Below are 17461 nucleotides of genomic sequence, written 5' to 3'. Positions count from 1 at the left end.
TGAGGAGGTGTGTGTATGGGGGAGAGAAGGCTGACGCCGGCAGATAAAATGTATGCGACGCTGAACTATTCGGTGCTGCTTTTATTCTGCGCTACGGCACTCTATCCATTTATCTATTTTCTGGCCCTTTCTTTCAATGACGGCTACGACGCGATGAAGGGTGGAATCTATCTTTTTCCTAGAGTGTTTACATTAGAAAACTATGCGAAAGCTTTTAGCAATCCCTTAATCTTAAATTCGTTTTATATTTCCATTTCCCGAACCCTGATCGTAACGGTTGGCTCCGTATTTTTGACGGCGTTATTAGCCTACGCCCTGTCGCGGAAAGGGCTGCCCGGAAGAAAATATATCGTATTCTTCTTTTTCTTCACCACGTTGTTCAGCGGGGGCCTCATTCCGACCTTTATCCTGTACCGGGAATTGCACATCCTGAATACGTTTTGGGTGTTGGTACTGCCGTCACTGTATAACTTTTTCAATGCGATTATTATGAAAACCTTCTTCGACGGGATCCCGGAAGGTCTGTCGGAATCGGCCCGAATCGACGGAGCAAGTGAGTTGGCGGTATTCGCAAGAATCATCCTGCCTCTTTCGATGCCGGTGCTTGCTACTATTGCCTTGTTTGTCGGGGTTGGCGTGTGGAATGACTGGTTTACCGGTCAGTTTTTCATACAGAACGAAAAACTGCAGCCTGCGGCTACGTTCCTGAACAAGATGATCAGCGAAGCGTCTTTCCAGTCGATGACGTCGTCGGGAAATAGCGGATCAGCGATCCAAAACATGACCCAGTCTCAGATGGAGCTGCGAGGTGTAACTCCGGAAGCCTTGAGGATGACTTTCGTCATTATTATCACCACCCCGATCATCTGTGTGTATCCATTTCTTCAGAAATATTTTGTCAAAGGCGTATTGGTAGGTTCGCTTAAGGAGTAGTTGGTATAAAAGGCTAGGCCTTTTATATATAAACTTCCAATGGAAGGGGATTGTAGGATGAGGAAGAACAGGCGTAGGAGTGTTCTTGCCACGACACTAATCGCGTTACTGCTGTTAGTGACCATGACGGCATGTACGGGAACAGGCAAAGAAGAGAAAGCAGGCACGGTTGATCCGGGTCCGAATAAGACAGGTACAGAAGAAATAAAGCCGGTAACCTTGACTTTCCTCAGTGCTTGGAACGGCGGCGGAGCCGGTTTCCCTCAGGACCAGAAAAATAATCCGGTGGCCCAAAAAATCAGGGAAAAAACCGGGGTCACGCTAAACCTGGAATCCATCACAACAAGCGAAGTAGAAAAACTGAATACCATCTTTGCTTCCGGTACGGTTCCGGATATTGTTAACGCACCGTTCTGGTCTACTACTGGAGGAGAAGGGCAAGTCATCAAGAAGGCAGCCATGGAAGGACAGCTTCTGGATTTAACTCCTTATCTCGATAAATACCCGAATATTAAAAGACTGGTGACAACCGGGATTGCGAAAGATTTTGCCGAGTTCGATCTCAATAGTCCCGATTTTGGAGGCAAGACGTATCTCATTCCAACGGAGACCCCGGACGGAACCCCTGAGAGCATTCATAATTGGAATTACGGCCTTTTTGCCAGGGGAGATATCCTGAAAGCTTTAAATGTAAAAGCGGAGGATATTGATACGGAAGACAAACTGTATGATCTATTGGTCAAGATCAGAGATGGCGGGTTCAAAGATATTGGCGGGAAGCCGGTCATCCCGGCCGGAACGATGTGGAATGGATGGGATTACGGGCAGTTCCTTGCCGGATGGTCGGATTATTCGATTTCGGACTTCCGTGAAGTGGATGGAAAACTGATCCACTGGACGCAATCCAAGGATTATGAAGCCAAGTTGTTATACATGAGAAAGCTGCTAAAAGAAGGATTGTTTGATCTTGAAGCCTTCAACAATACGAGTACCACAGCGAATGAAAAGCTCACGACGGGCAAGATGGCTGTATTCGGAGCCCAACCGATGTTAGGTGATTTACAAAAAACGCTGTATAAGACGAATCCGGAAATGCAATATGAACTACTCGGCCCGATGAAGAATAAGAACGGAGACATTCGTACGCAAGTTGAAAAACCCGGCCGTTCCGGTTTCCCTGTCCTTTTCTTGAGCGCGAACATCAAAGATCCCGATGCGGCATTGCGGTACATTGATTATGTTAACAGCGAAGAAGGCCGATTGCTTGCGTATTTCGGAATTGAAGGAACGCACTATACCATGGAAAACGGAGTACCCCAATGGATTCCGGATGTAAAAAAACAATTCGATGAAAATCCGGATCTGAAGAGAGACGCAGGGCTCAATTTCCTTCCAGGAAGGTTCATCGGGGCATTCTCTAATGAAGTCACTTGGCCGACGCCCGAAGATCAAAAAACGCAGTGGCAAAAGTTGGAGGAAAGCTTCTCGGCAAAAATGCCTATCAAAATCATAGACAAAGTAAGCGCCAGCTACCTTGCAAGAGAATGGCCGAAATATCAGGATTTTATCAGTAAAACCAGCAGCTTGAATTTCGACGACGAATTTAAGAAAGCACTGTTTGCTTCGTCAGATGAAGAAGCTCTAAAACTTCTTCATAGTGTTCAAGAAAAATATAAGTCTGCGGGCGTGGATGAAATGGCGGAGTTCGTAGCTCAAAAAGCTGCGGAAAGAGATGATGTAGGGTTCTAGATCGTTCAATCTATATCATGAACAATTTTGGGGTGGCGTTACTGCCATCCCAATTCACTTTCTAACGAATGCTCAAACGCATACGACGACTATTAACCGATTACGGAGGGGAAAAGCATGTTGAACGTTGCGATGTTAAGCAAATGGCATGTGCATGCAGCGGATTACGCCAGAAGGCTGCAAAATCATGGAAACGTTAAGATCACGGCCGTTTGGGACGAACAGCCTGAACGTGGAAGCGAATGGGCTGCCCAATTGGGAGCGGATTTTGAAGCGGATTTGGATACTCTGCTGAAACGGGAAGACGTCGATGGCGTCGTCGTGGATGCCCCTACAAGCATGCACGCAGACGTCATGGTAGCAGCAGCTGAGGCCGGCAAACACATTTTTACCGAAAAAGCCATGGCTCTGACCACCCAGGAATGCGATCGGATCTCTGCAGCGGTACGCAAAGCAGGCGTCAAATTCTGCATTTCATTTCCTGCTCTGACAAGACCACACCAATTGTTCGCTAAACGATTGATCGATGACCATATATTAGGTGACATTACGCTTTTACGCATTCGTAATGGCCACGACGGTGCTTTAAACAATTGGCTCCCGGAATACTGGTATGATGAGAAGCAAACAGGGGGCGGAGCCATGATGGATTTGGGCTGTCATCCGATGTACATCGCAAGTATGCTGCTCGGCAAGCCCAAAAGAATCACATCCATGTTTCATTACTTCACCCGTCGTGCAGTGGAAGATAATGCGCAGTGCTCCATTGAGTTCGTAAACAACGCGGTCGCTCTGGTTGAAACGAGCCTTGTGACGTACAAAACTCCTTCTGCCCTTGAAATTTACGGCACAGAGGGCACCTTGATGGTCTCAGATGATAACGTTAGAGTCATCTCGAAGAAGCTCGATTTGCCTTTCTCCGGATGGATTTCACCGAGCCAACTCCCTAAAGAGCAGCCGCTTCCGATCATCCAATGGGCAGATGCATTGCTTCATAACAAGCCGATGCCCTTCGGTCTGGAAGAGGGGACAAAATTGACGGAGCTATTGGAGGCGGCATACACCGCTCATAAGGAAAACCGGACGGTAGAGTTCAAATAGCGTGGGGGAGGGAATTCAGATGAGAACTGTAAAAGTAGGAATCATCGGCTGCGGCATGATCGCGGGCGGGAAGCATATGCCGTGTTTGTCCAAGTTAGATCATGTACAGATGGTGGCCTTCTGCGACTTGAAGCCGGAAAGGGCCGAGGAAGCGGCGCAAAAATACGGCACGCCAGATGCAAAGGTGTTTACAAATTACAAAGATCTGCTTGCGATAGAGGATATTGAGGTCGTACATGTATTGACACCGAACAGCTCTCACGCGTCGATATCCATTGATGCTCTCGAAAGCGGCAAACATGTCATGTGCGAAAAACCGATGGCAGTCACAGGCGCGGAGGCCAAAGTGATGTACGAAGCCCATTTGCGAACAGGCAAGAAGCTAACCGTCGGGTACCAGAATCGCTCCAACGCCAGAAGTCAGCTGTTAAAAAAGATGATCACCAAAGGGGAACTTGGAGATATCTATTTTGCCAAAGCGGTTGCGACCCGGAGGAGAGGCGTACCTACATGGGGCGTGTTCCTGGATAAAGAGAAACAGGGAGGCGGGCCTATGATTGATATTGGAACCCATTCCCTTGATCTGATCCTGTGGTTGATGGATAACTATGAACCGGTTAGTGTCGTCGGCAGCGTCTTCCATAAACTGAAATATACCGAAAATGCCGCAAACGAATGGGGATCCTGGGATCCAAACGAATTTGAGGTAGAAGATTCGGCGTTCGGGTATGTGAAATTTAAAAATGGAGCGACGGTCATCATAGAAACCAGCTGGGCCCTTAACATTGCAGAAGGTGGCGGCAACCTGCTGTGCGGAACGAAGGGAGGAGCGGATTTTGCTAAAAATGAGCTTCGGATCAATGGCGAGAGAGATGGGAGCCTGTTCCTGAATAAAATCGATGTGAATCCGAATGCAAGAGAACGATTCAGCGGAGAAGAAATGACCGATTTCGAGTATGAAGCCAAGCAATGGATTGACAGTATCGTGAACGATACCGAACCTTTGGTTAAACCTAGGGAAGCGATGGTCGTATCGCAAATATTAGAGGCGGTGTATATATCCGCAGAAACGGGAAAAACCGTTTATTTTGATAAGGAATAAGGACGTGGAATGAAAATCATAGAATAAAGCGAAGGTGCCCAAAAGCTTTCTTTTGAGGCACCTTCAACATGTAATCACTTATGGAACAAATGTTGTACGCAGCTTACATCGTGCTAATATCAATGACGAATCTGTATTTCACATCCGAGGCTAATACACGTTTGTAGGCTTCGTCAATCTGGTCGGCCGAGATCACTTCGATCTTAGGAACGATGCTGTGCTGTGCGCAGAAGTCCAACATTTCCTGTGTCTCGCGGATGCCTCCAATCATGGAGCCCGCAAATGAACGCCGATGTCCGATGAGGGACATGACATTCAGCGACAACGGCTCCCCAGGGGCACCGACGTTAACCAAAGTTCCGTCAAGCGTTAGTAGTGAGAAATAAGCATCCATATTGATGCTGGCACTCACCGTGTTAATAATCAGATCAAAGCGGCCGGCGAGTTTTTCGAAGGTTTCCGGATCGCTAGTGGCGTAGTAGTTGTCTGCACCCAATTGCAAGCCATCTTCTTTTTTACTTAAGGTTTGGGACAAAACCGTGACCTCGGCACCCATCGCATGCGCAATTTGAACAGCCATATGCCCGAGGCCGCCCATACCGACTACAGCTACTTTTTTGCCTGGGCCGGCCCCCCAATGATTAAGCGGGGAATAGGTTGTAATACCCGCGCAAAGCAACGGCGCCGCGGCATCAAGCTCGATGTTGTCGGGGATTCTGACTACGAAATTCTCCGTGACGACAATGTGGGTGGAATAACCACCTTGAGTTGGCTCGCCGTATTTGTCAACACCAGCGTAGGTCGGAACATTTCCTTTGAGGCAGTATTGTTCTTCCCCTTTACGGCAGTTCTCGCATTCGCCACAGGAATCAACCATACAGCCAACCCCTACACGGTCACCGACTTTGTATTTTGTGACATGAGGGCCAACAGCCGTAACAATTCCCGCAATCTCGTGTCCAGGCACAAGCGGATAGTTGACAGGTCCCCATTCGCCGTGAGCCGTATGGATGTCGGAATGGCATATTCCCGCAAATTTGATTTCAATTAAAATATCCTGCGAATCCAGATCGCGTCGTTTAATTTCAGCTGCTCGAAACGGTTTGTCCGGACCGTCGACAGCTCTTGCTTTAGCAGTAATCATCTCGAAATCCTCCTATCCATGGTTGTTCATATGTTGCAAAATCAATTTTATTCCCTAGAGTTAACTCTAGGTCAAGCACTGATTTTATGATAATATCAAAATAGGTATAAACGACAGAGCTATATCGCAAAGAAAGGAAGATCCTTGTTGAAGACATTTTCAATCAGCGAAGCTGCCAAGCAATTGAACCTTACTATATATACGTTGCGTTACTACGACAAAGAGGGACTTTTGCCCTTTGTAGAACGGACAGCCAGCGGAACACGCTTGTTTAAAGAATCCGATATCGAGTCATTGAAAGTAATCGAATGTTTGAAAACCACGGGGATGCCGATTAAGGAAATTAAAAATTTTATTAGTTGGTGTTCAGAAGGGGATACGACTCTGAAACAAAGATATGATATGTTTCTGGAACGGAAAGCTGCTGTAGAGGCGCAGATGGAAGAACTTAAAAGAACAATGGAAGTCATCGAACATAAATGCTTATATTACAAGACCGCGCTCGATGCCGGAACGGAAGATGTTCATAAGAACAACAAAATTGGCAGTAACTTCGCCTCGACTTATTAATAGAAAACCACCTGTAATCCATATATTTCTATATGAATTACAGGTGGTTTTGTTATTCAGAGGTTATAAATTTCGATCCAGCAATATCCCTGTCTGTTCTGCCATGACACGAGGAGGAACAGGCATTCCATTCCTGAACCACCATTCCACGGCCCCCACAACGGCTGCCCCGAAAAATTGCAGGATAACTTCTTGATTTAAGCCTTGATTTTTCCCTTCGGTTACATCGACTTCAACTTTATACTCTTGAACGACTAAATCAAGGAAACGGCTGCGGAAATGAGCCGCGCTTTTGGTGTTTAACATGATTGAAAAAAACAAATGATGCTCTGCAAAATATTCGAACCAGACATAATTTCCTTCTTGGAAGCTCATTTCGGATGCAGATCGGCAAAGTTCGCTGAGATTACTGATGTGTTCTTCGATAATTTTATCCAGCAGGTCGTATTTATCTAGATAGTGCAGATATACCGTACCTCGATTCACATTGGCCCTGTCGGAAATATCACGGATGGTAATGTCATCAAAGTTTTTTTCTGCCATCAGTTCAAGAATGGCCTTCTTGATAGCTTCTTGGGATTTGACGACCCTTCGATCCACTTTAGTCATTTTTATAACGTCCTCCATCTTAAGATAATCGGCAATTTTGGATCATTTGTTGAGTAACGCACACATTGTGAGGAAATGACCATTGTAAGCATGGGGGTTCTGTATAAAATTATAAACACGAGTTGATTAAACAATCAATGTTCATTTTTGCTGCTGTAGTTCATTCTATGTGCATGCTTAATATCAAGCTTTAAGGAGGATCCCATTCATGAGTACGTGGCCGAAAGAAGAATTGAGCAGGATCGCTGAGTCCGATGATCTTCACATCTCACCTTTCCGGGAAGACGGCGTTACCTATGGTACCCCGACCTGGATTTGGTCTGTTGTGGTTGGCGGCTCACTCTATGTACGCGCCTATTACGGGCAGAACTCCCGTTGGTACCAGGCAGCAGTACAGCAGAAGGCGGGGCAGATCACGGTGGCTGGCATGACTAAGGAAGTTGCTTTTGAACCGGTAGAAGGGGAGATCGGGGACCTCATCGACAATGCATATCGTGCGAAATACAAGGGAAGTCCTTAACTAAACTCGATGATCAGTACGCGAGCCCGTTCAGCCACAGTGAAGGTTGTGCCGCTTACCTTACATTAATCATAACGGCTTGTTTGAATTTGTCCCATGGATAGGAGGTTGCAAGATGAATCGAATTGAGAAGAGTCAAGAAACGTACAAGCAGCTATTCGGCGATGGAGTGCCTGCCGCATATACCACGGATCCCGATTTTCAGGATATGTTGAGCCGGTTTATTTTCGGGGAGGTCTTTCATCAAGGCAGCCTGGATGACAAAATGAGGGAGCTCATCACCTTAGTGGTGCTAACCACAAATCAAACCTTGCCTCAGCTCAAGGCACATGTCCATGCCGCCCTGAACGTCGGACTTACACCGATCGAAATCAAGGAAGCCGTGTACCAATGCGCGCCTTACGTCGGTTTTCCCAAAACGCTGAATGCCATGACGGAGGTCAACAACGTTTTCAAAGCAAGAAACATCGCATTGCCGCTGGAGAGCCAACAACAGGTTGAAGAAGAGACTCGGTTTGACAAGGGACTTGCCGTGCAGGTGGACATTTTCGGTGACATCATTACCAAAAACCAGGAAAATTCCCCGATTAATCAAAAGCATATTCAGGAGTATCTTTCCGCCTTTTGCTTTGGCGACTTCTATACCCGAGGAGGCCTGGATTTGAAAACGCGTGAACTGCTGACGCTCAGCATCATCAGCGCACTCGGGGGTGCTGATCTTCAGGTCAAGGCACATGTACAAGGGAATCTAAATGTCGGCAATGACAAGGAAACGATGATTACCGCCATCACTCATTGTCTTCCTTATATGGGATTCCCTAGAACGTTAAATGCTTTAAGCTGCATCAATGAAATCATTCCGGAATAGTAAAGGAGACAAAACCAATGTTTAACGAAACATTCAAATTATCGAACGGTATTGAAATTCCTAATTTAGGATTGGGTACCTGGCTCCTCGACGATGAACAGGCGGCACAGGCCGTGCGAGATGCGGTATCTCTAGGATATCGCCATATGGATACGGCTCAGGCTTATATGAATGAGGCTGGAGTAGGCGAAGCAATCCGTACCTGCGGTGTCGCGAGAGAAGAACTTTTCATTACGACAAAGGTTGCTGCAGAAGCAAAGAGCTATGATGCAGTTACGCTGTCCATTCATGAGTCCTTAGCCAAATTGGGACTGGAATACATTGACCTTCTGATTATTCACAGTCCACAACCCTGGACGGAGTTCCGTGAGGAGAAGCGTTACTTCGAGGAAAACAAAGAAGTATGGAAAGCGTTGGAGGATGCTTATAGAACAGGCAAAGTAAAGGCCATCGGTCTGTCTAACTTTCTTCAGGATGATATTGAGAATATACTTGCATGCTGTGAGATCAAGCCTATGGTCAATCAGATCTTGGCACATGTGAGCAATACGCCTTTGGATCTCATTGAGTTCTGCCAAAAGAATGACATCCTGGTGGAGGCATATTCACCAATTGCTCACGGTGCAATCCTTGATAATAATGAGGTTAAGGCAATAGCAGATAAGTATGGGGTATCCGTTGCCCAGCTTTGCCTGCGTTATGATATCCAGCTTGGTCTTGTCGTACTTCCGAAGACGGCAAATCCTGATCACATGAGAAACAATGCAGAGCTTGATTTTGTGATCAGCGATGCAGATATGGAGACATTGAAGAATGTAGAGCAAATTCAAGATTATGGTGAGCATAGCTTCTTTCCGGTATTTGGCGGGAAATTAAAGTAAACAGAGCTAAAGGATATGAATCATACTAATGTTAAAAGGAGGAACCAACATGGCAAAACATGAAGAGGTAAAAAACGGCGTGATTTTCCCAGTAGGAGAGAAGAATGAAGCATTTGCCAAATATTTTGTGGGACAAAGTTACCTGCAGACGTTGGTTGCCGATCCCAATGTTCATGTTGGGGTTGGGAATGTAACCTTCGAACCGGGTTGCCGGAATAACTGGCATATCCACCGTGATGGGTTTCAGCTTCTATTGGTAACCGGCGGCGAAGGCTGGTACCAGGAAGAAGGAAAGGCCGCCCAGTTCCTGAAGGCCGGTGATGTTGTGGTTACCCATGATGGTGTAAAACACTGGCATGGTGCAGCAAAAGACAGCTGGTTCGAACATATTGCCATCACTGCAGGTAAGCCGGAATGGTTGGAACCCGTAACGGATGAGCATTACAACAAATTATAATAATTGATGAAGCGGCAGCCTATATCACTGGCTGCCGTTTCTGCGTAAGGTTCCGCAACCGGTGGGGTTTCTGACTGACTACAGAAGAAAAAGGGCGGATATAAGAAAGAGCACGTCGGGATTAACAGCCTGCTATTCCCGGATCGACATCGCAACCCGACCAAAGTCCGATTATATTTCCGTCTAAGGTCGGATGCGTCAAATCGGCAGCTAGTGAATAATATTCAGTAGTGGATGATAGTTAGATGAGGTGAATGTTCATTGAATGTGCAATTCAAGAAAGGCGTGCTGGAAATGTGTGTACTGGCGTTACTCGCGAGAAAGGACTATTACGGATTTGAGCTTGCCGAGCGAATCTCCATGGAAATCGACATCGCTGAAGGCTCACTCTACCCGTTACTGCGGAGGCTGAGAGCGCAAAATTATTTATCGACCTATCATGTTGAGTCAGCAGAAGGGCCTTCGCGAAAATATTATTCTATGACGGAGGTGGGTTTACGGCATTTGGAGGGATTATTGGCGGAATGGGGCTTGCTTACTGACGCGATAAATCGATTGATCGAAGGAGAAATGAAGCGTGAACAAGGCTGAATATTTGCGGCGTTTGGAGGCGGGACTGAAACGGTTACCCGTAAGCGAACGCCAGGATTTGCTCAACGATTTCGCCGAACATTTCGCAACCGGGGTAGAGAGCGGGCACAGCGAAGAGGAAATTTGTCGCAGGTTGGGCGCTCCTGAGGTTGTCGTGAAAGAAATGATCGCGGAATACCGGATCGTGGAAGCCGAACATGGCATCTCGTTCCTGCGGATGCTACGTGCGGTATCGGCAACGACGCGTCTAGGGATCGGCGCATTGCTGGGAATGTTTCCCGTGCTTGCCGGGATTACTTTATACGGGGTCGCTTGCTTTCTGCCTGCAGTCTTCTTGCTTTCGCCCTTGCTGTTGCTATGGACAATGCCGTTCTATGACCGCACAGACGGGATGCTGTATGCCTCCTTGTCCCTCATTTTCTTCAGCCTGGGTTTGCTCGGAGGCATCGGGCTGTACGCCGCAGGCAAACGGATGGCCGCATGGGCCATTCAATCAACAAAGTCTCAATACCAGCGCGTAAAAGGGGAAACGCAATGATCAGAAAAGGAATATACGTTGCTCTTGTACTGCTCGTTGCCGGAATCGCCGGATTCATTTATACACTGCGGTTGACGGGCATCAACGAGCTGTATACCGTCAAACACGAGCAGACCGCTCCGAATGAACCGATCCGGACGGTGCAAATTCACTCGCCGCAGACGGACGTGTACGTGCTACCGTCCGAACAGAACACCGTTACGGCGGATGTTCGGGTCAGCAAGAAAAGCCGTGAACAGTTGTATCGAATCGATATCACCGGAAGCGGCGGGAAACTGCAAATCGACGTGATCAGAAAAGATCCGTATCGCGACAATATTGGTATGCTCTTCTACCGAGAAAGGGTCGAAGTCCGGCTCCCCCATAAGCTTTACGACAAGGTTGAAGTCACATCGAAGCGGGCAGATGTGAAGCTGGAAGGAATCTCAAGCAAAAGCATGGTCGTGCACACATCGGGTGATATCCGGGTGAACGGAAAGGAGGTGAGGTAAAAAAGCCATGACCGTTAGACAGTCGGTTCTCCAATTTTTGCTGGAGCCGCTTCGGCTCGTGACGTGGGGATTCCGCTTTTATTTTACGCATATCGTGCTTATGACGCTCGCCATCGTGCCCTCCGCGATACGGGGATATCAGATGTATACGGGGAACAAGCCGGAATCTCTGGAAACGATTCTGTGGATTTTACGCATCGCTTTGTTCGCGGCCATTGTTGTCATCGGCTGGAAAGAACGGGATAAAATCCGTTGGGGCAAGCTGTCCCTTCTGAAGGCGTCCGAAATTATCGTCACGGCGGGATGGCTGTACCTTTGGTTCGAGTACGCAATCATTCCCGGGCTCAAGCTGGCAACGGAGTGGATAAGCAGCGAGGCTGCGATCGGATGGTCCGTTCATCTGTTCGGTGCAACAGAAGTCAACGTTCAGGATTTATCGAACGCCGTGTTGTTTGTTCTGAAGAACATGTTCGTCATTCCGATGTATGTAATGTTTTTACTGCGTATCGTGAAAGTCATATAATTGCCGAAAGTTCAGAAAACAACTTAAATGTAATACTATTGGCGAATTGAATTTAAGACACGCAACAGCATTGATGCAATAAACAATATTTAAAAATCAAAGGAGGATGGAAAACATGAGAAAAGTCGTCGTATCTGAATTCGTATCGCTGGACGGGGTTATCGAGAATCCCGCGTGGACATTCCAATTCGGCAGCGATGAACAGCAGAAGTTCAAGTACGAGGAGTTGAAGTCGAGCGATACGCTGCTGCTGGGACGCGTAACCTATGACGGGTTCGCGGCAGCCTGGCCGAACATGATCGAACAGACGGGGGAATACGGTGAATGGATGAACGGTTACCCCAAATACGTCGTCACCACGACACTGGACAAAGCCGAATGGAACAATTCCACTGTCATCAAGGGCGATTTCGCCGAAGAGATTCGAAAGCTAAAGCAGCAGCCTGGCAAAGACATTCTCGTGTTCGGCAGCGGGGCGCTCATTCAGACGCTTGCGCAGCTCGACCTGATCGACGAGTACCGGCTGATGGTGTTCCCGATCGTGCTGGGCAGTGGACAACGGCTGTTCGATAAGGGCTTCGACAACAAGGTGCTGAAACTGGTCGACACGCAGACTTTCGGTTCTGGTGTAGCCGTGCTCACCTATCAGGCGAACAGAGACTAATCTGGAATCATCCCAGTAGAGAGGCATCTCTGTACGGAAAAATCCCGACACGTAAGAAGCCTAGAGCATACAACGCTAAATAGCCGCGTATCTGCGGCTTTTTTTGTTTTAACAATAAGTGTTCTAATCAAAACCCGACGACATGAACAAGTAAGTTTAGCCGGCTTAATGGAATCGGGCGCAGATTGATATTGCTATTTAGGATAAAATTATTTACTTTAATGAGTATGTACATAAATAATTGGTAGGGATATCCATAAAGAAAATCGGGATAAGAGAGGAGAGAATCATCATGAAGCTTATTGACTTGAGCGTGCCGATCAGCCCGCGTATCCGCGAGCCGCTGCCGGCGAAAATCGAATATGCGACCCATGAAGACGGTGCGCGGCAAGCAGCCGAGATACTTGGATTGAAGCAGGAGGATTTTCCAGAGAGCAAGGCGTGGGCAACGGAAATGGTGACGCTGAATACGCATTCGGGTACCCATATCGACGCGCCATGGCATTACTGGCCGGTCTCGGAGGGGAAGCAAGCAAGGACGATTGACGAACTGCCGCTTGAATGGTTTTATTCTGACGGCGTGGTGCTCGATTTCAGCGCGAAGCCGCCTGGTTACGAGATCACAACGGATGACCTGATCGCCGAGCTGAAACGGATCGAGTATACCCTGAAGCCTTTTGATATCGTTCTCATTCGGAGCGATGCGGACAAACGGCTGTATCACGAACATTATGCATTTCTTCATGCCGGGGTATCGGCTGAAGCTACGCTGTGGCTTCTGGACCAAGGCATCAAGGTAGTCGGCACTGACGGCTGGGGCTGGGATATTCCGCTCAACCTGCAGGCTGAAGCGTATAAAAAGCAGCCGCGGGAAGGCGTGCTGTGGGCAGCGCATTACGTAGGCAAGGACAAGGAATATTGCCAGATTGAGAAGCTGGCCAATTTGGACAAAATACCGAAACCGTATGGCTTCAAAGTATGCTGCTTTCCGATTAAGGTCGAAAAGGCAAGCGGCGGCTGGGCTCGGCCGGTCGCCATCATGGCGGAATGAGACAAGATGGCCGCTATCCCATCGACCTGACAGGTCTTCGCAGCCATACCCTTGTGATGCGACCCGGGGTGGGGAGCCTATCCATTGGCCCGTCATACTTGGGGAAAAAGGCGGATCTTCACGTTGAGCCCGACGCGCATATCGATTGGACCGTATTCGATGCCTTTGCTACGCCAGCCGGCTCATCTTGGCCGCGTTATCTGCACTATACAGGCAGTGACGCAGGCTTCTTGGATTGGGCACAGAAGCGTCCCATTGAAGAAATGACGTGGACTCCAATCCTGTCGGCAGACACGGTGGTGGATGCCAGCCAGTCCATTTTGCATGGCCTGCACATCGAGTTGCGTCCGTCAGGAGGGTGTTTGAACCTAAAACTTCCGATAACGCCTTGCCGCTTGAATGTGTCCGGCGATCTATCACGCCTCTCGGTCACTGGAAACATGCCGTCTTCTCTGACACTAGCGCCCCACACAAGTAGACGCAAGAATGATCCCCCCTTCTTGATGCCTGACCTAGGTGAGCTGCACCAGGTGACGAGTTTGGCGTTACAGAATGCGCCGATGGGACAGCCGGTCTCGCTGGAGTGTCTGAACCGCTTTCCGAACCTACATTCACTAAGTTTGTGGGGGAACTTCTGCGATATGGACGTGTTGGCCCGTCAGGCCCGGTTAACGAATCTGGAGCTGCGTTTCATGCCGGATCTGGAAGAGCTGCCCCCGTTAGACACGTGGCCGTTGCTTGATAGATTTATCGCATATAACGTGGAAGAGCTCACGGGTAAACGTCTGAAGCAGCAAATGAAAACACGCGCGAAAATCCGGCCATGGAGCGGCCATGCTTCAGTGAGCCAATTACGAAAGCCCGAGTGGTGGTCGACCGAGTTCGGGCGCCCGTTCTCGTCCTGGCCTAAACGTCTGGCCAAGGTGGCTAACGAAGCTTACAACGTTGCACAGGCAGGCTTATCGCAGGCCCGCAGCTTCGCCGATGCCGAGGCAGCCATTACCGCCTTCACCGTGCGCTTCAATACCCTCAAAGGCATAGAAACGACTGAGAGAGAGGACCTTGGCGAAGCGGTATGGCAGCTCAGCCAGTCCCATCACCAGATTGGCCAGCCTATCACGGAAGAAATGGCTCAACGGTGGTTCGATGCAGCGCGCAATTACTGAAGCATCAACTCGGTATTTTGCTGTGCCAAGTTTATACAAGGAGTGATGGCGCCATGTCTTTAAATCAACAGCATTGTCAGGAATCGATTAGGTACTTAGCGACTGCCTCCTTTCGCGAAAATGATCCGAAGTTTATCGGCGCAATAAGTGAAGTAGACTATGAGTTGTTAACAGCAAATGAAGCAGATTTCATAGAGCTGCTATATTTTAAACTGAAAAATATCGCCCTTCGCAATAAGATTCTGTATGGTTTAATCCGGTGCAAGGAATTGGAGCTGAAGGATTTTTTTCAGAAAGCCTATAAGAAGGAACGATATTTGGACATGAGACTGCTCGCCATCCGTGGATTAGCGCATTATGCCACAGAAGAAGAGATCGGTAAGGTCATCGATCATTTCCTTGAAATTTTGATGAAGAGACCGGAGACTACACCCTATAACTACCAGGAATATGAGTTTTTAAGATCCGCCTTCGGGCTGCCTCTCCTCATTAAAAAATACGGGTATCCCTGTTTTGAAAAAGCACTTCAACAAGTCGAGAAACAATATGATGCTATGCCGGAAGCATTTAAGGGGCATTTTACTATCGATGAAAATGGAAAGGCAGTCCAGTTGAGAAGTCCCCGCGAAACGAAACAAATGATTGAACGTTTTTTTGCGGCACAGAACGGTCACTAATCAGCTTATCCTTGGTGTCGTGAAGTGGCTTCAATTTATTTTCGCTTCATTAAAAATGGATAAGAACCTCGAACCAAGACAAGAGAGACCCCAAACAAGGCGAGCGCCAGAACGGGATGCAGTGCGCCTGCAATATGGAGAGCCGTAATATATTGAAGACTGATCAGGACGAACAGCCCAAGACTCCCCCAGATCATTGTCCGGTTGAGTTTCCCGACGATGCCGAGGATGAACAGGATGAGCGAGATCGATCCAAACATGGGAACGAACGACCGATGATATTTCCAAAGTTCCGAATCCCCGAACAAAGCCATTCCGGCCAGATATACCTGCACAATGATACAGAACAAAAATACGAACGCAAGGATGGAATATGCCAATCTGCAATATTTCACTCGGGAAGGCTCTTTTTTTATCGCATCAACGTTCAATGTTCCAGCTCGTTTCAAATCGTGCATCTTATTCTCCAGCTCCCTTAACGTTTTGCACATATGACGATGTAAGGGTCTGATTTGTGACATTCGAAACGAATGAATAACTTTTGCTGCAACCTATTTGAAGCCGCTTCCGTCTGATGGATTGTTAGCAGGATTGACCAATTAACGTCATCCATCTCAGGATCGGAAGGAGCTTTTTTATGAACAAGAAACGAACTAAACTAACGGTATTATTCACTTTGGCAGGGGTACTCGGCACAACGGCCGCAGTCGAAGCTGACGCTTTAGTTGAAAAGGTTACAGGCTACCTTCAAAAAGATACAAAGGTTCTTATTAATGGACAAGACAGCATGCTTACGCCTGTTTCTATTGATGGTAAACTGTATATCCCAGTCCGTGATGCTGCGGCCAAGCTTGGATATACATTAAATTACGATGAAGCGAGCAAAGAAATTGAGCTCGGCGAAGCGGTTGACCTGATGCGTGCGTCTGGTGTAATTGTAAGCGTGCAGGCCAATGAAGACGGGAAGTACCGGATCGAGCTTCTCGGCAGCACATGGGTCATATTGACGGTAGACAAATCGACGGCTATTAAAAGCCTGGACGGCAAAATGCTAACCCCAGCCGATTTGAAGGCCGGCACACAAATCGATGCAGAATTCGGACCAGCTATGGCGACAAGCTTCCCGGGCCAAGCGCAGGCCGTGAGTGTTAAGGTTCACGCAGATCGCGCGGTCAAAGAAGATACTATCAAAGCCGTGAAACATACGGATGACGGCTGGCAGGTTCAATTAGGTGACAATTTGGTTTTGAATGCAGGTAAAGAAACGCGTGTCATGACATCTCAAGGGGAGTCCATGAAATGGGAGGACCTGATGGCTGGAACGAAAGTAACAGCGTACTACGGTCCACTCATGATGAAAAGCCTTCCTCCACAAAGCCCGCTTTTCCTTCTAGTTGTACAGGCTCAAGCACCTGTTGCAGGCGGACTGAAAATGTCGCCAGAAACAGCGCAGGAATACCGTAACTTGGCATGGGCGCAGGTGAGTGCGCAAGTTTCCCATATTACGACAAAGCAAGACGAGGCACCTGTTCAAATTGTCTCCTCTAAAGAGGTTGGCGTATTAGCTACTACGGCCGAGCAGAAGAAATTGCTTGAAGACGTCCAGGCTGCGAACGGAAGCGTGGTGACGGTGACTTACAACACGGACCAAGACGAGCTGCTTGGGCCGCTGACCGCCGTGTTCGATTTCAACACAAAAGCTTTTATCGGATTCAACGCTAGAAGATAAAATGATTTCTAAGCTGCCATGAAATTCAAGCGCCTTGAATTTCATGGTTTTTTTTATTCGCTGGAGGAAGTTGTTAAATGAGATTATCTACTTCATT

21 protein-coding genes are annotated in these 17461 nt (G+C 47.9%); 18 read left to right on the top strand and 3 right to left on the bottom strand.

All coding sequences use genetic code 11. The features are described 5' to 3' along the window. Nucleotides 1-15 precede the first annotated feature (15 nt). From GCU45_RS01780 to GCU45_RS01765, 4 genes are all read left to right on the top strand, one after another. A complete protein-coding gene (locus tag GCU45_RS01780; RefSeq protein WP_076164828.1) occupies nt 16-933 on the top strand; it encodes a carbohydrate ABC transporter permease in 918 nt (305 codons plus the stop codon). Between the two features lie 57 nt (nt 934-990). Further along, entirely contained in the window at nt 991-2682 is a 1692-nt protein-coding gene (locus GCU45_RS01775; protein WP_152397832.1) for an extracellular solute-binding protein, read from the top strand. Between the two features lie 117 nt (nt 2683-2799). Further along, the gene (locus tag GCU45_RS01770) at nt 2800-3783 is read left to right on the top strand and encodes a Gfo/Idh/MocA family protein (RefSeq protein WP_152397831.1); all 984 of its coding nucleotides are present in this window, start codon (nt 2800-2802) and stop codon (nt 3781-3783) included. A gap of 19 nt (nt 3784-3802) precedes the next feature. Continuing rightward, complete coding sequence (locus GCU45_RS01765; protein WP_152397830.1) at nt 3803-4885, top strand: Gfo/Idh/MocA family protein; 1083 nt, start codon at nt 3803-3805, stop codon at nt 4883-4885. Nucleotides 4886-4988: 103 nt separating this feature from the next. On the opposite strand, the gene GCU45_RS01760 is transcribed toward GCU45_RS01765, so the two are convergent. After that, nucleotides 4989-6029 carry an NAD(P)-dependent alcohol dehydrogenase gene (locus tag GCU45_RS01760; RefSeq protein ID WP_152397829.1) on the bottom strand — a complete coding sequence of 347 codons (1041 nt, stop codon included), beginning with the start codon at nt 6027-6029 and terminating at the stop codon, nt 4989-4991. Nucleotides 6030-6176: 147 nt separating this feature from the next. On the opposite strand from GCU45_RS01760, the gene GCU45_RS01755 reads away from it, so the two are divergent. Further along, the gene (locus GCU45_RS01755) at nt 6177-6599 is read left to right on the top strand and encodes a MerR family transcriptional regulator (protein WP_152397828.1); all 423 of its coding nucleotides are present in this window, start codon (nt 6177-6179) and stop codon (nt 6597-6599) included. 63 nt (nt 6600-6662) lie between these two features. Here GCU45_RS01755 and GCU45_RS01750 read toward each other — a convergent pair whose 3' ends face one another. Further along, complete coding sequence (locus GCU45_RS01750; protein WP_076164840.1) at nt 6663-7208, bottom strand: TetR/AcrR family transcriptional regulator; 546 nt, start codon at nt 7206-7208, stop codon at nt 6663-6665. 208 nt (nt 7209-7416) lie between these two features. Here GCU45_RS01750 and GCU45_RS01745 point away from each other — a divergent pair, with 208 nt between their 5' ends. The 12 genes from GCU45_RS01745 (at nt 7417) to GCU45_RS34120 (ending at nt 15635) form a co-directional block, all read left to right on the top strand. Then, complete coding sequence (locus GCU45_RS01745) at nt 7417-7728, top strand: DUF2255 family protein (protein ID WP_152397827.1); 312 nt, start codon at nt 7417-7419, stop codon at nt 7726-7728. Nucleotides 7729-7843: 115 nt separating this feature from the next. Beyond that, nucleotides 7844-8596 carry a carboxymuconolactone decarboxylase family protein gene (locus tag GCU45_RS01740; protein WP_152397826.1) on the top strand — a complete coding sequence of 251 codons (753 nt, stop codon included), beginning with the start codon at nt 7844-7846 and terminating at the stop codon, nt 8594-8596. 17 nt (nt 8597-8613) lie between these two features. Next, on the top strand, nt 8614-9477 hold the full coding sequence (locus tag GCU45_RS01735) for an aldo/keto reductase (RefSeq protein ID WP_152397825.1): 864 nt from the start codon (nt 8614-8616) through the stop codon (nt 9475-9477). Between the two features lie 49 nt (nt 9478-9526). Then, the gene (locus GCU45_RS01730; protein WP_152397824.1) at nt 9527-9934 is read left to right on the top strand and encodes a cupin domain-containing protein; all 408 of its coding nucleotides are present in this window, start codon (nt 9527-9529) and stop codon (nt 9932-9934) included. Nucleotides 9935-10195: 261 nt separating this feature from the next. Next, nucleotides 10196-10525: a PadR family transcriptional regulator gene (locus GCU45_RS01725; protein ID WP_152397823.1), complete on the top strand. Its 330-nt coding sequence runs from the start codon at nt 10196-10198 to the stop codon at nt 10523-10525. Beyond that, the gene (locus GCU45_RS01720) at nt 10512-11063 is read left to right on the top strand and encodes a DUF1700 domain-containing protein (RefSeq protein ID WP_152397822.1); all 552 of its coding nucleotides are present in this window, start codon (nt 10512-10514) and stop codon (nt 11061-11063) included. Before GCU45_RS01725 ends, GCU45_RS01720 begins: the two co-directional genes overlap by 14 nt. Continuing rightward, on the top strand, nt 11060-11554 hold the full coding sequence (locus GCU45_RS01715) for a DUF4097 family beta strand repeat-containing protein (protein ID WP_152397821.1): 495 nt from the start codon (nt 11060-11062) through the stop codon (nt 11552-11554). The genes GCU45_RS01720 and GCU45_RS01715 overlap by 4 nt, the downstream gene beginning before the upstream one ends. 7 nt (nt 11555-11561) lie before the next feature. Next, complete coding sequence (locus GCU45_RS01710) at nt 11562-12077, top strand: hypothetical protein (protein ID WP_152397820.1); 516 nt, start codon at nt 11562-11564, stop codon at nt 12075-12077. Nucleotides 12078-12192: 115 nt separating this feature from the next. Beyond that, nucleotides 12193-12741: a dihydrofolate reductase family protein gene (locus tag GCU45_RS01705; RefSeq protein WP_152397819.1), complete on the top strand. Its 549-nt coding sequence runs from the start codon at nt 12193-12195 to the stop codon at nt 12739-12741. Between the two features lie 292 nt (nt 12742-13033). Further along, nucleotides 13034-13792: a cyclase family protein gene (locus GCU45_RS01700; RefSeq protein ID WP_152397818.1), complete on the top strand. Its 759-nt coding sequence runs from the start codon at nt 13034-13036 to the stop codon at nt 13790-13792. Continuing rightward, complete coding sequence (locus GCU45_RS01695) at nt 13789-14958, top strand: hypothetical protein (protein ID WP_152397817.1); 1170 nt, start codon at nt 13789-13791, stop codon at nt 14956-14958. The genes GCU45_RS01700 and GCU45_RS01695 overlap by 4 nt, the downstream gene beginning before the upstream one ends. A 53-nt stretch (nt 14959-15011) precedes the next feature. Further along, the gene (locus GCU45_RS34120) at nt 15012-15635 is read left to right on the top strand and encodes a hypothetical protein (RefSeq protein ID WP_244364389.1); all 624 of its coding nucleotides are present in this window, start codon (nt 15012-15014) and stop codon (nt 15633-15635) included. A 35-nt stretch (nt 15636-15670) separates the two neighbouring features. Here GCU45_RS34120 and GCU45_RS01685 read toward each other — a convergent pair whose 3' ends face one another. After that, on the bottom strand, nt 15671-16030 hold the full coding sequence (locus GCU45_RS01685; RefSeq protein WP_152397816.1) for a DUF6220 domain-containing protein: 360 nt from the start codon (nt 16028-16030) through the stop codon (nt 15671-15673). A gap of 242 nt (nt 16031-16272) precedes the next feature. Here GCU45_RS01685 and GCU45_RS01680 point away from each other — a divergent pair, with 242 nt between their 5' ends. Continuing rightward, nucleotides 16273-17364 carry a stalk domain-containing protein gene (locus GCU45_RS01680; protein ID WP_152397815.1) on the top strand — a complete coding sequence of 364 codons (1092 nt, stop codon included), beginning with the start codon at nt 16273-16275 and terminating at the stop codon, nt 17362-17364. Nucleotides 17365-17461: the final 97 nt, after the last annotated feature.

It is taken from the genome of Paenibacillus cellulositrophicus (genome assembly GCF_009363095.1).
GTDB classification, from domain to species: domain Bacteria; phylum Bacillota; class Bacilli; order Paenibacillales; family Paenibacillaceae; genus Paenibacillus_AQ; species Paenibacillus_AQ favisporus.
Note: the sequence above shows the minus strand (reverse complement) of the source record. Positions and strands in the feature narration are given on the sequence as shown.

Bases quoted from the DNA above. Each gene is read 5' to 3' on its own strand.
- GCU45_RS01780 (WP_076164828.1), top strand. From the start codon at position 16: ATGGGGGAGAGAAGGCTGACGCCGGCAGATAAAATGTATGCGACGCTG.
- GCU45_RS01775 (WP_152397832.1), top strand. From the start codon at position 991: ATGAGGAAGAACAGGCGTAGGAGTGTTCTTGCCACGACACTAATCGCG.
- GCU45_RS01770 (WP_152397831.1), top strand. From the start codon at position 2,800: ATGTTGAACGTTGCGATGTTAAGCAAATGGCATGTGCATGCAGCGGAT.
- GCU45_RS01765 (WP_152397830.1), top strand. From the start codon at position 3,803: ATGAGAACTGTAAAAGTAGGAATCATCGGCTGCGGCATGATCGCGGGC.
- GCU45_RS01760 (WP_152397829.1), bottom strand. From the start codon at position 6,029: ATGATTACTGCTAAAGCAAGAGCTGTCGACGGTCCGGACAAACCGTTT.
- GCU45_RS01750 (WP_076164840.1), bottom strand. From the start codon at position 7,208: ATGACTAAAGTGGATCGAAGGGTCGTCAAATCCCAAGAAGCTATCAAG.
- GCU45_RS01745 (WP_152397827.1), top strand. From the start codon at position 7,417: ATGAGTACGTGGCCGAAAGAAGAATTGAGCAGGATCGCTGAGTCCGAT.
- GCU45_RS01740 (WP_152397826.1), top strand. From the start codon at position 7,844: ATGAATCGAATTGAGAAGAGTCAAGAAACGTACAAGCAGCTATTCGGC.
- GCU45_RS01735 (WP_152397825.1), top strand. From the start codon at position 8,614: ATGTTTAACGAAACATTCAAATTATCGAACGGTATTGAAATTCCTAAT.
- GCU45_RS01730 (WP_152397824.1), top strand. From the start codon at position 9,527: ATGGCAAAACATGAAGAGGTAAAAAACGGCGTGATTTTCCCAGTAGGA.
- GCU45_RS01715 (WP_152397821.1), top strand. From the start codon at position 11,060: ATGATCAGAAAAGGAATATACGTTGCTCTTGTACTGCTCGTTGCCGGA.
- GCU45_RS01710 (WP_152397820.1), top strand. From the start codon at position 11,562: ATGACCGTTAGACAGTCGGTTCTCCAATTTTTGCTGGAGCCGCTTCGG.
- GCU45_RS01705 (WP_152397819.1), top strand. From the start codon at position 12,193: ATGAGAAAAGTCGTCGTATCTGAATTCGTATCGCTGGACGGGGTTATC.
- GCU45_RS01700 (WP_152397818.1), top strand. From the start codon at position 13,034: ATGAAGCTTATTGACTTGAGCGTGCCGATCAGCCCGCGTATCCGCGAG.
- GCU45_RS01695 (WP_152397817.1), top strand. From the start codon at position 13,789: ATGAGACAAGATGGCCGCTATCCCATCGACCTGACAGGTCTTCGCAGC.
- GCU45_RS34120 (WP_244364389.1), top strand. From the start codon at position 15,012: ATGTCTTTAAATCAACAGCATTGTCAGGAATCGATTAGGTACTTAGCG.
- GCU45_RS01680 (WP_152397815.1), top strand. From the start codon at position 16,273: ATGAACAAGAAACGAACTAAACTAACGGTATTATTCACTTTGGCAGGG.